The sequence below is a fragment of the Leifsonia sp. 21MFCrub1.1 genome (assembly GCF_900107895.1).
GTDB classification, from domain to species: Bacteria; Actinomycetota; Actinomycetes; order Actinomycetales; family Microbacteriaceae; genus Leifsonia; species Leifsonia soli.
This window is the reverse complement of record NZ_LT629867.1, coordinates 2,632,181-2,646,682: the sequence shown is the minus strand read 5'-3', so window position 1 is coordinate 2,646,682 and position 14,502 is coordinate 2,632,181. Positions and strand designations below refer to the sequence as shown.

Annotated in this window: 11 protein-coding genes; 6 read left to right on the top strand and 5 right to left on the bottom strand. The window is 70.7% G+C overall.

Features of this window, described 5'->3' with window-relative positions; genetic code table 11:
- From BLW09_RS12625 to BLW09_RS12605, 5 genes are read right to left on the bottom strand one after another with little or no spacing between them, the layout of a single operon-like run.
- Entirely contained in the window at window positions 1-1,332 is a 1,332-nt protein-coding gene (locus tag BLW09_RS12625) for a DUF58 domain-containing protein (RefSeq protein ID WP_089913183.1), read from the bottom strand.
- A gap of 8 nt (window positions 1,333-1,340) precedes the next feature.
- Window positions 1,341-2,348, bottom strand: a complete 1,008-nt coding sequence (locus BLW09_RS12620) for an AAA family ATPase (protein WP_089913179.1) — start codon at window positions 2,346-2,348, stop codon at window positions 1,341-1,343.
- Window positions 2,349-3,623, bottom strand: a complete 1,275-nt coding sequence (locus BLW09_RS12615; RefSeq protein WP_231946833.1) for a DUF4350 domain-containing protein — start codon at window positions 3,621-3,623, stop codon at window positions 2,349-2,351. It abuts the gene before it with no gap.
- Window positions 3,620-4,279 carry a DUF4129 domain-containing protein gene (locus tag BLW09_RS12610; protein ID WP_089913174.1) on the bottom strand — a complete coding sequence of 220 codons (660 nt, stop codon included), beginning with the start codon at window positions 4,277-4,279 and terminating at the stop codon, window positions 3,620-3,622. The genes BLW09_RS12615 and BLW09_RS12610 overlap by 4 nt, the downstream gene beginning before the upstream one ends.
- Entirely contained in the window at window positions 4,264-5,547 is a 1,284-nt protein-coding gene (locus tag BLW09_RS12605; RefSeq protein WP_089913171.1) for a hypothetical protein, read from the bottom strand. The genes BLW09_RS12610 and BLW09_RS12605 overlap by 16 nt, the downstream gene beginning before the upstream one ends.
- 179 nt (window positions 5,548-5,726) lie before the next feature.
- Here BLW09_RS12605 and mtrA point away from each other — a divergent pair, with 179 nt between their 5' ends.
- The 6 genes from mtrA (at window position 5,727) to secA (ending at window position 14,452) form a co-directional block, all read left to right on the top strand.
- Entirely contained in the window at window positions 5,727-6,410 is a 684-nt protein-coding gene (gene mtrA, locus BLW09_RS12600; RefSeq protein WP_089913168.1) for an MtrAB system response regulator MtrA, read from the top strand.
- Between the two features lie 15 nt (window positions 6,411-6,425).
- Complete coding sequence (gene mtrB, locus BLW09_RS12595) at window positions 6,426-8,060, top strand: MtrAB system histidine kinase MtrB (protein ID WP_089913165.1); 1,635 nt, start codon at window positions 6,426-6,428, stop codon at window positions 8,058-8,060.
- A complete protein-coding gene (locus BLW09_RS12590) occupies window positions 8,057-9,766 on the top strand; it encodes an LpqB family beta-propeller domain-containing protein (protein WP_231946832.1) in 1,710 nt (569 codons plus the stop codon). The genes mtrB and BLW09_RS12590 overlap by 4 nt, the downstream gene beginning before the upstream one ends.
- A gap of 100 nt (window positions 9,767-9,866) precedes the next feature.
- The gene (locus tag BLW09_RS12585; RefSeq protein ID WP_089913161.1) at window positions 9,867-10,616 is read left to right on the top strand and encodes a ComF family protein; all 750 of its coding nucleotides are present in this window, start codon (window positions 9,867-9,869) and stop codon (window positions 10,614-10,616) included.
- Between the two features lie 88 nt (window positions 10,617-10,704).
- A complete protein-coding gene (gene hpf, locus BLW09_RS12580) occupies window positions 10,705-11,406 on the top strand; it encodes a ribosome hibernation-promoting factor, HPF/YfiA family (protein ID WP_089913158.1) in 702 nt (233 codons plus the stop codon).
- 241 nt (window positions 11,407-11,647) lie between these two features.
- Complete coding sequence (secA, locus tag BLW09_RS12575; RefSeq protein WP_089913156.1) at window positions 11,648-14,452, top strand: preprotein translocase subunit SecA; 2,805 nt, start codon at window positions 11,648-11,650, stop codon at window positions 14,450-14,452.
- Window positions 14,453-14,502: the final 50 nt, after the last annotated feature.

Sequence of the window (14,502 nt, the reverse complement as noted above, 5' to 3'; positions counted from 1 at the left end):
TCAGAGCCGTCCCGCCGCCTTCAGGGCCAGGTAGCGATCGGCCAGCGCAGGCGGGAGATCGGCAGGGGAGCCGGTGACGACGTCTCCGCCGAGGCGCCTGACCGCCGCGGCGACGCGGCTGACATCGAGCAGTGACCGTTCCGCCGCCGCAGCGCGGTACACCTCGGTGCGGTCGCGCCGCTGAGCCGTGGCCGCGAGCGTGTCCGGATCCGTCACGCTCGCCACGACCACCAGGTGCTTCGCCGTGAGCTGCGGGAGCACGGAGAGCAGACCGCGGGAGCCGCCGGGGGACTCGATGGAGGTCAGCAGGACGACGAGCGAACGCTGCGACGTCAGGGAGGACACGTTGGCGGGGATGGCGGACCAGTCCATCTCGATCAGGGCAGGCTCGATCACGGCCATCGCATCCACCATCCGCGACAGCAGCTCCGGACCGGTCGCCCCGTGCACGCGCCCGCGCACCATGCGGTCGTAGGCGAGCAGATCGACGCGGTCGCCCGCGCGCGAGGCGAGCGCCGCGAGGAGGAGGGCCGATTCGAAGGCGGTGTCGATGCGCGGCTCGTCGGCCACCCGGGCGGCGGAGGTGCGGCCGGAGTCGATGACGACGATCACCCGGCGGTCCCGCTCCGGACGCCAGGTGCGCACCATCACACGGGCGCCGCGCCCACCGGACGGATCGTGGCGCCGGGCCGTCGCACGCCAGTCGATGGATCGCACGTCGTCGCCGCGCACGTACTCGCGCAGCGAATCGAACTCGGTACCCTGGCCGCGGAGCAGGACGCTCGTCGTGCCCTCCAGCTCCTGAAGCCGTGCCAGCCGCGACGGCAGGTGCTTCCGGGCGGTGAACGGCGGGAGGACGCGGATGCGCCCAGGAGCGTCGAGGGTCGCCTGTCGTGCCCAGAGGTGCAGCGGACCCCACGATCGGACCGTCACGTTCGTCACCCGGCGCTCGCCGCGGCGCCACGGGCGGAGCGACGCGACGAGACGGCGTCGCTCGCCGGGCGGGATGTCCACCCCGGTCCGCGTCGGCTCGGCGGCGGCCGATGGCTCCCACGCGTCGCGGACCGTCCCGCGCAGCGTCCGCCGGCCGGTGTTCGTCACGAAGAGCTCCGTGGGGGCCTCGGCGCCGAGCCGCACGCGGGCGGGCACGGTGCGCTCGAGCGCGACAGCGCGCGGGGAGGCGGCCAGCAGGAGATCGAGCAGCCCGAGCAGGACGCACAGCACCAGCCATCCGCCGAGCACCGCGTACGCCGTCCCCGTCGCGGCGCCGAGGAGCACGACGGGGAGCACGCCGAGCGCGAGCAGGGCGACGAAACGTCCGGATACGGTCATGTCGGGACTTAGATCGGAACCTGGACCTGCTGCACGATCGACCGCAGGATCGCGTCAGCGCCGACGCCTTCGAGCTCGGCCTCGGGCCGGAGCTGGATGCGGTGCCGCCACACGGGCACCAGCATCGCCTGCACGTGGTCGGGGGTGATCGAGTCGTAGCCCGAAAGCCAGGCCCACGCCTTGGCGGCGGCCAGAAGAGCGGTGGTGCCGCGCGGGCTCACGCCGAGGCGCACGGACGGGCTGCGCCGGGTGGCGCGCGCGAGGTCGACGATGTAGGCCAGCACATCGGCGTTCGCGCCGACGCGGGCCGCCGACTCACGAGCGGCCTGCAGCTCCGCGGCGCCGAGGACCGGCGCCACCCCGGCCGCGGCGAGGTCGCGCGGGTTGAACCCGGCGGCGTGACGGCGGAGCACCTCCACCTCGGTGTCCCGTTCCGGGACATCGAGCGTGAGCTTGAGCAGGAACCGGTCGAGCTGCGCCTCCGGGAGCGAGTACGTGCCCTCGTACTCGATCGGGTTCTGCGTCGCGGCCACGATGAACGGGTCCGGCAGGCGGCGGCTGACGCCGTCGACGCTCACCTGGCGCTCCTCCATCGCCTCGAGCAGCGCGGACTGGGTCTTCGGCGGCGTCCGGTTGATCTCGTCCGCGAGCAGGATGTTCGTGAACACCGGTCCCTCGCGGAACACGAAGCCGCCGGTCTGGCCGTCGTAGACCAGCGAACCGGTGACGTCGCCCGGCATCAGGTCGGGGGTGAACTGGACGCGCTTGGTGTCGAGGCTGAGCGCCTGGCTGAGCGATCGGACCAGCAGGGTCTTCGCCACGCCGGGCACGCCCTCGAGCAGAACGTGGCCGCGCGCCAGCAGGGCGATCATGAGGCCGGTGACCGCGCCGTCCTGGCCGACGACCGCCTTTCCGACCTCCGTCCGCACGGCGGCGAGAGCGGAGCGGAGGCGCGCCGCGTCAGCGGGTGCGCCGGGGGAGGAGGGGGACGCCGTCCCCGTCGTGACGTCTGTCATTCATCCATTCTTCCGGTCGGGCCCTGCAGAGGGCGAAACGGCGGAGGCGGTGGCTCTCTCGAGCTCCGCGAGATCGTCGGAGAGCGCGACCAGGTCGCGGTCGGTCTGGGGGATGCGCTCCACCAGCACCTCGCGGACGGCCAGCCGGTCGCGGCGCGTGAGTGCGGCGACCGCGTCGCCGACCTCGGCGACGGTGGCGGTCGTCGGCAGGCCGGCCAGGGCGGAGAGCCGGCCGATGGTGCCGACGCGCAGCGCGTCGGCCGCTCGGAGCCGCGCCGACGACCGCTGGTAGAGCCGCGCCCGGCCCTCCCGCGTCTCGCCGGCGCGGACGATCACCGGCAGGTTCTCGACGACGAGCGGGCCGAAGCGGCGTCCGCGCCAGATCGCCGCCGCCACGAACACGGCGACGAGGAGCAGCATCACCGGGGTCACCCAGCCGGGCGTCAGCTGGGCGATGTCCGGCGGCCCGCTCACCGGGCGGTCGTCGAGCGACGGCAGGTACCACACCAGGGTGCGGTGGCCGCCGAGCAGGTTGAGCGCGAGAGCCGCATTGCCGAGGCGGTCGACGCCGTCGTTGGTCAGCACGGCCGCCGACCCGAGCAGATAGACGGGGGAGGCGTTGAAGGAGGTGCGCACGAGCGAGGCGCGTCCACCCGCGTCGGCGAAGCAGGTCGCCGCGTCATCGGACACCCGGAAGGTGCCGGGCACCGCGACGTCCTCGGTCGCGGGCGTCGCTCGGGGGTCGATCCGCTCGGCGCGTTCGGCCGCAGGAACGGTGCAGCCGGCGCTCGCCGTTCCGCGCGGGGCGCCCGCGGCCGTCACGTCACGGTCGAGGGTCTGCAGCGTCTCGAAGTCGGGCTCGACCACCACCAGGGTCCGTCCGTCCCCGGTGAGGGCGCGATAGCCGTCCGAGGTCAGGTTGCCCAGCGGGTCGTAGACCAGCACGGTCGCGCCGTCGGCGGCCGCCGCGGTGGCGCGGTCGATAGTGGACACCGTCCGTACGTCGACCCCCTGGCCGCGCAGGACCTGGGCGACCGCCTTGGCTCCCGTGGGGGCCGCGTTGGTCGCATCGAGGGTGGTTCCCGGCCCGACACGGCCGCCGGTGAGCAGCGAGCCGCCGAGCGCGATCACCACGGCGATCAGCGCGAGCACGATCCAGGGGACGGCCCGCCGCGCGGTCTGCCGGACGGTCGGGGTCTGCGCCGTCGGAACCGCGGGACCGGGGCGCGCTTCGCTCCGCGTGTCCGATCCGCGGACGGGGGCCGGGGCGCTCACGCGGTCACCGCCGGCACGGAGACGCGCACCCGCTGCAGTCGCTGATCCAGCGCGACCAGATGCTGATACGCGCTCTCGCTGCCGGGCCGGTCGAGGTAGCGCACCTCGTCGAACGCGCGTGCTGCCCGACGCAGCGCCTCGCTCTCGTCGGTCGCGATCCGGGCGGTCTGCAGCGCGAACTCGTTCGCCGTCGTGCCGGGTGTCACGTGGACGAGCGTTCGCTCGTCGAGCGAGACGGCGATCGCACGGAACCGCTCCTCGACGGCGGTCACCCAGTCGCCCTGCCGTGCCGCCTGCTCGGCCGACGCCCGGAGGTCGGCGGCGCTGCGTGCCTCGTCGGCGCCGAACAGTGCGCGGCGGTCCAGAGCGGACCGCCGATTGATCCGGGGCCGGCCGAAGAGGAAGAACGCGGCGACGATGAGGCCGGCGATCACCACGACGACGACCAGCAGGAGAACGGGGGCGGCATCGCCGCCCGGGCCCTGGAACAGCGAGCCGATCCAGTCCTGAACCGCCTTGGAAGCGAGATCGAACCAGGTGGGCTTCGCCGACTGGTACTCCGGGCGCGACAATTCTCCGCGCAGCCAGTCCTGCGCTTCCGGCGAGCTGGGGTCGACCGGGACGTCGAAGCGGATCACGGTCAGGCGGTCGGCCATCCCGCGGGTGGCTGCGGGGGCTGGTACGTCTGCTGCGGCTGCTGAGTCGGCGGAAGGTACGGGTCGGGGAGGTCCTGACCGGTCTGCCGGCCTTCGACGAAGCGCACGAGCTGGAGGTCGAGGCCCTCCTTGCGCATCCGGAGGTCGATGTAGAGCAGCGCCACGGCGGCCGTCTGGATGACGCTGCCGATCGCCCCGATGATCGACGTGACGATGCTCGAGAGCACGTTGACGCTGAGCTGGGTGACGAGCACCTCCTGCATCGGATCGGCCGAGGTCGCCGAGGTCGGGGCGAACACGCCGCCCGCCAGGCCGCCGATGATGCCGAACGGGATGGCGACCGTCTGCGTGATGGCATAGACGATGACGCCGACCAGCAGGATGATGCCCAGCGTCCGCCAGAAATAGCCGGTGGTGAGCCGCCACGACCGCGCGACCGCCTGCGTCAGGGGCAGTCGCTCCAGCACGATCACGCTCGGCACCATCGCGAGCTTGGTGTTGATCCAGAAGGCAAGGGGGATCAGGGCGAGTCCGCCGATCACTCCCACCAGCACCGCTCCGATCGCTCCGGCGGTCCCTCCGATCGCGGCGAGGGCGACGATGACGGCGACGACCAGGGCGATGGCGACGATCCAGGCGAGGGCGTACAGCAGCGTCCAGCCGATGAGCGCGCCGATCCGCCCGCGGACGAGCTGCCACAGCGCGCGGAAGGTCAGCTTCTCTCCGAGGGATTCGCGAGCGATATCGCCGACGATGACGCCCTGCAGCAGGGCGCTGAACACGGTGGAGATGACGATCGAGAGCACGCCGAGCAGAATCGTGCCGCCGATGAATCCGGCCTGGAGCGTCGGCTGGTCCTGGGCCTCGCCCGAGAAGACACGGCCGGCCAGCAGACCGATACCCCCGGCGATCACCACGCTGACCACGATGGACGGGATGCCCTGCAGCAGAAGAGCCGCGCCGACGGTGATCCGCGGATTGCGTCGGAGTGCCTGGAACGGTGCGGCGAGCAGCGGACCGAGCGTCAACGGCCGCAGCGGGATCAGACCGGGCTTCGGCGGGGGAGTCCACGCCGGCTGCGTGCCGCCCTGCGGGGAGGCCTGCTGCCAGCCCGGCTGCTGGCCGTACTGCCCGTACTGCCCGTACTGCGGAGGCTGCTGCTGCCCGTACTGCGGAGGCTGCTGCTGCCCGTACTGCTGCGGGGAGGGCGCGCCCTCCGGCGCGGGCCCGCTCGAGCCGGGCGCCTGCCAGTTCTGTTCGTCGCTCACGCCGTCCCTCTCGTCCCCCGTGCGTTGCTCCCATGCTGGCACAGTCGTTCCCGAGCCCGCTGTCCCATCCACAGGGCACGTCGTGCTTTCATTCAAGCTGGTAGCAGACTGCTCCATTACGCTGTTGATGTCACTTCACGGCCTGAGGCCGCTCGAGAGGGGTTCGGGGAACTTCGCACATGACTAGTCGCATCCTGGTTGTCGACGACGACACCGCGCTTGCGGAGATGATCGGCATCGTTCTCCGGACCGAGGGATTCGACCCTGTCTTCTGCGAGGACGGAGCACTCGCAGTGGACATCTTCCGGTCGTCCAAGCCCGACCTCGTCCTGCTCGACCTGATGCTCCCGGGCCTCGACGGCATCGAGGTGTGCGGTCGCATCCGCTCGGAGTCCGGTACGCCGATCATCATGCTCACCGCCAAATCCGACACCGCCGATGTGGTCAAGGGACTCGAGTCCGGTGCAGACGACTACATGGTGAAGCCCTTCAACCCGAAGGAGCTCGTGGCCCGCATCCGCACCCGGCTGCGTCCGGCCCCGGCCGCCCCGCCGACCGATGAGCTGTCCGTGGGCGACCTAGTCGTCGACGTCGCCGGGCACGAGGTGCGGCGGGGAGAGACCCGCATCGCCCTCACTCCTCTGGAGTTCGACCTCCTGCTCGCGCTCGCCTCCAAGCCGCAGCAGGTCTTCACACGCGAGATGCTGCTCGAGCAGGTCTGGGGCTACCACTACAAAGCCGATACCCGGCTCGTGAACGTGCACGTCCAGCGGCTGCGCGCCAAGGTGGAGCAGGACCCGGACAACCCGAAGATCGTCATGACCGTGCGCGGCGTCGGCTACCGCGCCGGCGCGGCGGCCTAGCGACCGGAGGGCCGGATGGGCGCGCGGTGGCCGACGCGGGACTGGTGGCGCCAGACGCCCGCCCGTCTCGCCCGGCTGTGGCGGAGTTCGCTGCAGCTGCGGACCGTCGCCATCACGCTGCTCCTGACCGGCGTCGCCATCCTCGTCACCGGCATCTACATGTCTCTGAGCATCAGCAACGACCTGTACCAGTCGCGGCTCGACCAGGCGCTCCGCGACTCCAGCCGCGCGACCACAACGGCCCAGTCGACGCTGAACGCCTCCGACGTCTCGTCCGGGGATGCGGGCAAGAACCTGTTGAACACCGTCCTGCAGAGCGTCCAGGCGTCGACCTCGAGCCGTCTGGTCGCGGCCTACCGGGTGCCGGGACAGGACACGGGCATCCTCGCGCCCCCCGACCGCGGCAGCCCCGCCATGAACTCGGTCATCTCTCCCGAGCTGCGCGAGAAGGTGCAGAACGGCGGCTCGAAGCAGTACTACCAGTCGGTGGCGCTGCCCGCCGGGAGCGACAGCGATCCCGGCATCGTTGTCGGGTCGCAGCTGACCCTTCCGTCCTACGGCGAGTACGAGCTCTACATCGGATACAACCTGCGCGACTCGGAGAACACCCTGCTCTTCGTGCAGAACACCCTGCTGCTGGCCGGCCTTGCGCTCATCCTGCTCATCGGCGCCATCACCTGGGTGATCGTGCGGTTCGTGGTGGAGCCGATCCGGGTGGCCGCGCGCACCAGCGAGCGGCTCGCCGCGGGCGATCTGGCCGTGCGCATCCCGGAGCGCGGGGAGGACGTGTTCGCGTCTCTCGCCCGCTCGTTCAACGGCATGGCCGACAGCCTCCAGAGCCAGATCAACCAGCTCGCGACGCTGTCGCAGCTGCAGCAGCGCTTCGTGTCCGATGTGTCCCACGAGCTGCGCACCCCGCTGACCACCATCCGCCTGGCGGGTGACGTGATCTACGACCAGCGCGAGGGCTTCGCGCCGGCGACGGCCCGCACGGCCGAGCTGCTGCACACGCAGATCGAGCGGTTCGACCGCCTGCTCTCCGACCTGCTCGAGATCAGCCGCTACGACGCGGGCTCCGTCGTGCTCGACGCAGAACCCACCAACCTGGTCCGGCTCGCCGAGGACTGCGTCGACGAACTCAGGACGCTCTCCGAGCAGAACGGCTCGGAACTGACGCTGGACGCCCCCGGCGGCTACTTCGACGTGCCGATGGACCCGCGGCGCATCCGCCGTGTGGTGCGCAACCTCATCGGCAACGCCATCGAGCACGGCGAGGGACGCCCGGTCGTCGTGACGGTCGACAGCAACGAGAGCGCGGTCGCCCTCACCGTCCGCGACTACGGCATCGGGATGAGCCCGCAGGACACCGGTCACGTCTTCGACCGGTTCTGGCGGGCGGACCCGTCGCGCAAGCGCACCCTCGGCGGCACGGGCCTCGGGCTCGCGATCTCGCTCGAGGACGCGACCCTGCACTCCGGCTGGCTGCAGGTGTGGTCGGCGCCGGGCGCCGGCTCGTGCTTCCGGCTCACCCTCCCGCGGGTGGTCGGTCGGGAGATCACCTCGTCGCCGCTGCCCCTTCCGCCGGCCGACGCGGGCGCGACGATGCCCCAGGAGAGCGGGACCCCGACCGGGAGCGAGGCCCACGCATGAGCGAACGCACGCGATCCTGGGGCCTGCGCGCCGCGGTGGCATCGGTGACCGCCCTGGTGCTGGTCGCTCTCGCCGCCTGCGCCAGCATCCCGGACTCGGGGCCGGTGCGTCAGGGAGCACCGGTCGCCCAGGTGAACGACCCCCTCGACCTCGATTTCAACCCGTCGAAGCCCGAGAAGGGCGCGAGCCAGCAGCGGATCGTTCAGGGGTTCATCGACGCGGCCTCCAGCCCGAAGAACAACTTCGCCATCGCGCGCGAGTACCTGACGCGGTCGATGGCCGCGAACTGGAACCCGGACGAGTCGGTCACCGTCGACGACGGGCGCAACCGGAGTTACGACGATCAGGGCACTCTCTGGCGCGTGGAGGTCACCCCGGTCGCCAACATCGACTCCATCGGCACGTACCACCCGGTGAGGAGCACAGCTCCCGTCGGTCTCAACTACCAGCTGGTCAAAGAGGACGGGGAGTGGCGCATCTCGGTGGCACCGGACGGCGTGGTCATCGACGATCCGACGTTCCGCGCCGTGTACACGCAGCAGACCTTGTACTTCTTCAGCCCCGGCTATTCCTACCTCGTGCCGGATGCGCGCTGGTTCCCGGCCCGGGTGGCGTCGGCGGCGACGCGCGTGGCGAGCTCACTGCTCGCCGGGCCGGCGCCGTGGCTGACCGGGGCGGTGACGACGGCGTTCCCCAAGGGCACCCAGCTCGCCGTCCCCTCGGTGACGACCGCCGGCGGTGTCGCCCGGGTGGACCTCAGCTCGGAAGCGGGTCAGGCCGACCCGACGCAACTGCAGCGGATGCAGTACCAGCTGGAGCAGTCCCTGGGCAGCCTCGCGCAGAGCGTCCAGTTGTCCATCGAGGGCAACGCCCAGCAGGTCCCGTCGCTCAGCACCGCCGCTCTGCCCATCCGGAACCCGTCCGTCGACGCGCATCCATTCGTGGACCGCAGCGACGTGTTCGGCCCGCTCAACGGGGACACGGTGGCAGCGCTCAGCGGCCTGAGCGACAAGGTCGTGTCCCTGCACCCGTCGGCCGTCACCCTCAGCGCGTCGCGCGACCAGGCCGCTGTCCTGTCGCAGGCGGGCGTGTACTCGGTCCGCAAGAGCGGCGATCCGGTCCGGGTGGATGCGCGCCCCGGTCTCATCGGTCCGTCGCTGGACGCCGACGGCTGGGTCTGGTCGGTGCCGGCGGCGGCCCCGAACGCGATCCAGGTCGCGTCCGCCACCGGAGGAGAGCCCCACGCCGTCACCGTCAACTGGCCGAACGCGACCGCCATCCTCTCGCTCTCCGTCTCGCGGGACGGCACCCGGGTTGCGGCCCTCGTTCAGACCGCGACCGGCTATTCGCTCATGGCAGCGGGGATCGTCCGCGGCGGAAACGCATCGCCCGTCTCGCTGACGGAGCCGGTCGAGCTCGCTGTGCCGACGTCGGTGCCGCGCTCGGCCGCCTGGACGAGTGATCTCACCATCGCGGTGCTCAGCTCGACCAACGGGGAAGCGACCAGCATCGCGCAGCAGACCGTCGGCGGCGAGCAGACCACGACCTCCGGTCCTGCGGGCGGTCGCGTGATCGTCGGGGCGTCCGGACTGGCGCCCTACGTGGTGCTCGGTGCGGATGGCACGCTGCTCGCGCCGACGGGCACCGGCTGGCAGGCGCAGATCGACAAGGTCGGGGCCGTGGCCGTGCAGCAGGGTCAGCCGTAATCCGCTCTCCCTGCGTGTCCACAGCCGCCGCCACCAGCCGGTTCTCCACAGATTCCGCCTCGACGGCCCGCCCGGAACCGCGCCCCGGGATGCTCGAACCATGACAGCCAACACCCTGGTCCGCGAATCCCTGCTCGACGCCGCCGCGATCGTCCTCCCTGTGCGATGCGCCGGGTGCCGTCGTCCCGACCGCTCTCTCTGCGACGACTGCGACGCGGCGCTGCGCCCGGTCGCCCGCCTCGATGCGATAGGCGACATCCCGGTCTGGTCCGCGCTCAGCTACGAGGGCGTCGCGCGGCGCGTGCTGCTGGCCTACAAAGACGGCGGCCGGGTGGATGTGGTGCGAGCGCTCGCGCGCGCCCTGCGCTGTGCGGTGGCGGAGGCGCAGCGGCAGACCGCCCGCGCGCCCGGCGGAGCCGACGCCGGCGACGCGGCCCTGCTGCCCGTTCTCATCCCGTCCACCCGGTCCGCCTGGCGGCGGAGGGGCTACCACCCGAGCCGCTCGGTTCTCGCCCGGGCGCACATCCTGGTCCCTCCACTCTGGCGAGCGCTGCGACTGTCGCGCCAAACGGCGGACCAGGCCGGGCTCACGGCCATGCAGCGTTCCGGGAACCGGCGGGGCAGCTTCGTCGCCTCGAGGCGGCTGGCCGGCCGCACCTGCCTGATCGTGGACGACATCGTGACCTCTGGGGCGACCATCGCCGAAGCGGCCAGAGCGATCCGAGCCGTCGGCGGCCGGGTAGCGGGCGCGGCCGCGATCGCCCGGACGCCGCTCCGCGGTGGAGGGCGTGTCCAGCAACCACACAGCGGACCCTGGGGAGATGCCGCCTGTTTTCCGGTTTCTAAATGAGGTCGGCGGCACTACGGTAGTCGAAAAGGTGTGGTCGATCCGCCCTTCGTGATCCGGGCGGTCGTCACGCCGGAACAGGGAGGTCTCCATGGACATCAACATCATCGGACGCAACCTGGGTATCACTGATCGCTTCCGGGAGTACGCCACCGAGAAGTCCGAGAAAGTGGCGCATCTGGCCGAGAGGGCGATCTCGTTCGAGATCAAGGTCAGCAGGCACAACGAGAAGCTGGGCAGCCAGAACGGCGACGATCGGGTCGAATTGACCCTCGTCGGTCCGAAGGCCGTCGTGCGGTCCGAGGCGACAGGGCAGGACAAGTACGCCGCCTTCGATATCGCCCTCGGCAAGCTCCTCGAGCGCGTGAGGCGAGCGAAGGACCGACGCAAGGTCCATCGCGGGCAGCACCGACCGACCTCGTTGCGTGAGGCGAGCACGGACGGTTTCAGTGCGGTCGGACTCGCGGCGGCTCCCGTCGCAGTGCTCGACCAGGTGAGAACCGGCGCGATGCCCGCCGTGTCCGATGAAACGGAGGAGAAGGCGGAGGCGGAGGAGGAGTACTCTCCCGTCGTCATCCGCAAGAAGGTGTTCGCCTCCGTACCGATGACCGTGGACGACGCTCTGTACTACATGGAGCTCGTCGGACACGATTTCTATCTGTTCGTCGACCAGGAGACCATGCGTCCGAGCGTCGTCTACCGCCGCAAGGGCTGGGACTACGGCGTGATCGCGCTCGACGACGAGGCCGAAGAGCTGCAGGAGGTCGCGACCGCGGCCCGCAAGCTGGGCTGACCGCGGCACACGCCGTGGAAGCGTCGATGGCGGCCGCCCGGGCGGCGGCCGCCATCGACTCGCCCGATCAGCATTCCCGAGGCTGCGCCGAGCGGGCGTCCAGACTCCTCTCAGGCCGGGCAGGTCGAACGTCAGGGCGGAACAAGTAGCATGTCTCTAGCGTCGGCGGAGTATGCCGTCCGGCGTGCGTCCGCCGGGGCGCCGGGCTGTCCGCCCGACCGAGCGTAAGTGGAGTGCATCAGTGGCCTCAGTTCTTGAAAAGGTCCTCCGTGTTGGCGAGGGCCGAACCCTCCGTCGGCTGGAGGCGTACGCGAAGGCGGTCAACGCCCTCGAAGACGACTTCAGCGAACTCACCGATGAGGAACTCGCGCACGAGACCGTCGAGCTGCGCGAGCGCTATGGCAACGGCGAACCGCTCGACGACCTGCTCCCCGAGGCGTTCGCGGCCGTCCGCGAGGCGGCGAAGCGCACCCTCGGGATGCGTCACTTCGACGTGCAGATCATGGGCGGCGCCGCGCTGCACCTCGGCAACATCGCCGAGATGAAGACGGGTGAGGGCAAGACCCTCGTCGCCACGACGGCGGCCTACCTGAACGCGATCGCCAGCCGCGGCGTCCACATCGTCACGGTCAACGACTACCTGGCGAGCTACCAGTCCGAGCTGATGGGCCGCGTGTTCCGCGCCCTCGGAATGACCACCGGCGTGATCCTCGCCGGCCAGACCCCGGAGGAACGCCGCGAGCAGTACGCGGCTGACATCACCTACGGCACCAACAACGAGTTCGGCTTCGACTACCTGCGCGACAACATGGCGTGGCAGGCGAGCGACATGGTGCAGCGCGGCCACTTCTTCGCGATCGTCGACGAGGTCGACTCGATCCTGATCGACGAGGCCCGCACGCCGCTCATCATCTCCGGTCCCTCCTCCGGCGAGGCGAACCGCTGGTTCAACGAGTTCGCGAACCTGGCGAAGCGCCTCACCCCGGACGTCGACTACGAGGTCGACGAGAAGAAGCGCACCGTCGGCGTACTGGAGCCGGGCATCGAGAAGGTCGAGGACTATCTCGGCATCGACAACCTGTACGAGTCGGCCAACACCCCGCTCATCTCGTTCCTCAACAACGCCATCAAGGCGAACGCGCTGTTCAAGCGCGACAAGGACTACGTGGTGATGAACGGCGAGGTGCTCATCGTCGACGAGCACACCGGCCGCATCCTGGTCGGCCGCCGCTACAACGAGGGCATCCACCAGGCGATCGAGGCGAAGGAGGGGGTGGAGGTCAAGGCCGAGAACCAGACCCTCGCGACCGTCACCCTGCAGAACTACTTCCGTCTCTACAAGAAGCTCTCCGGCATGACCGGTACGGCCGAGACCGAGGCCGCCGAGTTCATGAGCACCTACAAGCTCGGCGTCGTCCCCATCCCGACCAACAAGCCGATGCAGCGCATCGACCAGTCCGACCTCGTCTACAAGAACGAGAAGGCGAAGTTCGACCAGGTGGTCGAGGACATCGTGAAGCGGCACGAGAAGGGCCAGCCCGTCCTGGTCGGCACCACCTCGGTCGAGAAGAGCGAGTACCTCTCGCGCCTGCTCGCCAAGCGCGGCGTGCGGCACGAGGTGCTGAACGCGAAGAACCACGCGCGCGAGGCCGCGATCGTCGCACAGGCCGGGCGCCTGGGCGCGGTGACGGTCGCCACCAACATGGCCGGCCGTGGTACGGACATCATGCTCGGCGGCAACTCCGAGTTCCTCGCCGTCGCCGAGATGAACGCGCGCGGCCTGTCGCCGGTCGAGACGCCGGACGAGTACGAGGCCGCCTGGGAGGGCGTGTTCGAGAACGTCAAGGCGCAGGTCGCCGAGGAGGCCGAGAAGGTCATCGCGGCGGGCGGGCTCTACGTGCTCGGCACCGAGCGCCACGAGTCGCGGCGCATCGACAACCAGCTCCGCGGTCGTTCGGGTCGTCAGGGCGACCCGGGCGAGAGCCGGTTCTACCTGTCGCTCACCGACGACCTGATGCGCCTGTTCAACGCGGGAGCCGCCGAGAGCCTGATGGGCCGCAGCAGCGTCCCGGACGACATGGCCATCGAGTCGAAGGTCGTCAGCCGCGCCATCCGCAGCGCGCAGTCGCAGGTGGAGGCCCGGAACGCCGAGATCCGCAAGAACGTCCTCAAGTACGACGACGTCCTCAACCGCCAGCGTGAGGCGATCTACAGCGACCGCCGCCACATCCTCGAGGGCGACGACCTGCACGAGCGTGTGCAGCAGTTCCTCACCGACGTGATCGACGACATCCTCGATCAGCACACCGGCGAGGGCAGCGGCGACGACTGGGACTTCGACGCCCTCTGGGCCGAGCTCAAGACGCTCTACCCGGTCGGTGTGAGCATCGACGAGGTGATCGCCGAGGCCGGAAACAAGGGCAAGATCAACCGCGAGTTCATGCGCCGCGAGATCATGTCGGACGCCCGCATCGCCTACCAGCGTCGCGAAGAGTCCCTCGGCGCCCCGGCGATGCGCGAACTGGAGCGCCGCGTCGTGCTCTCGGTGATCGACCGCCGCTGGCGCGACCACCTCTACGAGATGGACTACCTGAAGGACGGCATCGGCCTGCGGGCGATGGCGCAGCGCGACCCGCTGGTCGAGTACCAGCGCGAGGGCTACGCGATGTTCCAGCAGATGATGGGCGCCATCCGCGAGGAGACCATCGGCTTCCTGTTCAACCTGGAGGTCGAGGTCAACCAGGCCCCTGGAGAGGTCGAGGCGCCCGCGGTCGCCGCCAAGGGCCTGGCCCGCGGCGAGAGCGACACCGCGCTCAGCTACTCCGCTCCTGCCGAGCAGGGCGGTGTCGAGGTGCGCAACCAGCGCGGCCAGCTGGAGCAGGCTGCGACGGCCCGTGCGCAGCGGGCGCAGCAGCAGGCCGCCCCGGCGGCTCCGCCGGCGCAGGCGGGCAACCAGCGCGGTGCGTTCGGCCAGCGCGTCGAGAACGCCGACGACGCGGCTCCCGTCAACCGCGCGGAGCGCCGCGCCCAGGCGAAGAAGCGCTGATCAGGAACTGATCGCACGACGATGGCGGCCCCGCGGGGCCGCCATCGTCG

Coding starts and splice junctions, on each gene's coding strand:
- BLW09_RS12625 (WP_089913183.1), bottom strand. CDS start 1,332: ATGACCGTATCCGGACGTTTCGTCGCCCTGCTCGCGCTCGGCGTGCTC.
- BLW09_RS12620 (WP_089913179.1), bottom strand. CDS start 2,348: ATGACAGACGTCACGACGGGGACGGCGTCCCCCTCCTCCCCCGGCGCA.
- BLW09_RS12610 (WP_089913174.1), bottom strand. CDS start 4,279: ATGGCCGACCGCCTGACCGTGATCCGCTTCGACGTCCCGGTCGACCCC.
- mtrA (WP_089913168.1), top strand. CDS start 5,727: ATGACTAGTCGCATCCTGGTTGTCGACGACGACACCGCGCTTGCGGAG.
- mtrB (WP_089913165.1), top strand. CDS start 6,426: ATGGGCGCGCGGTGGCCGACGCGGGACTGGTGGCGCCAGACGCCCGCC.
- BLW09_RS12590 (WP_231946832.1), top strand. CDS start 8,057: ATGAGCGAACGCACGCGATCCTGGGGCCTGCGCGCCGCGGTGGCATCG.
- BLW09_RS12585 (WP_089913161.1), top strand. CDS start 9,867: ATGACAGCCAACACCCTGGTCCGCGAATCCCTGCTCGACGCCGCCGCG.
- hpf (WP_089913158.1), top strand. CDS start 10,705: ATGGACATCAACATCATCGGACGCAACCTGGGTATCACTGATCGCTTC.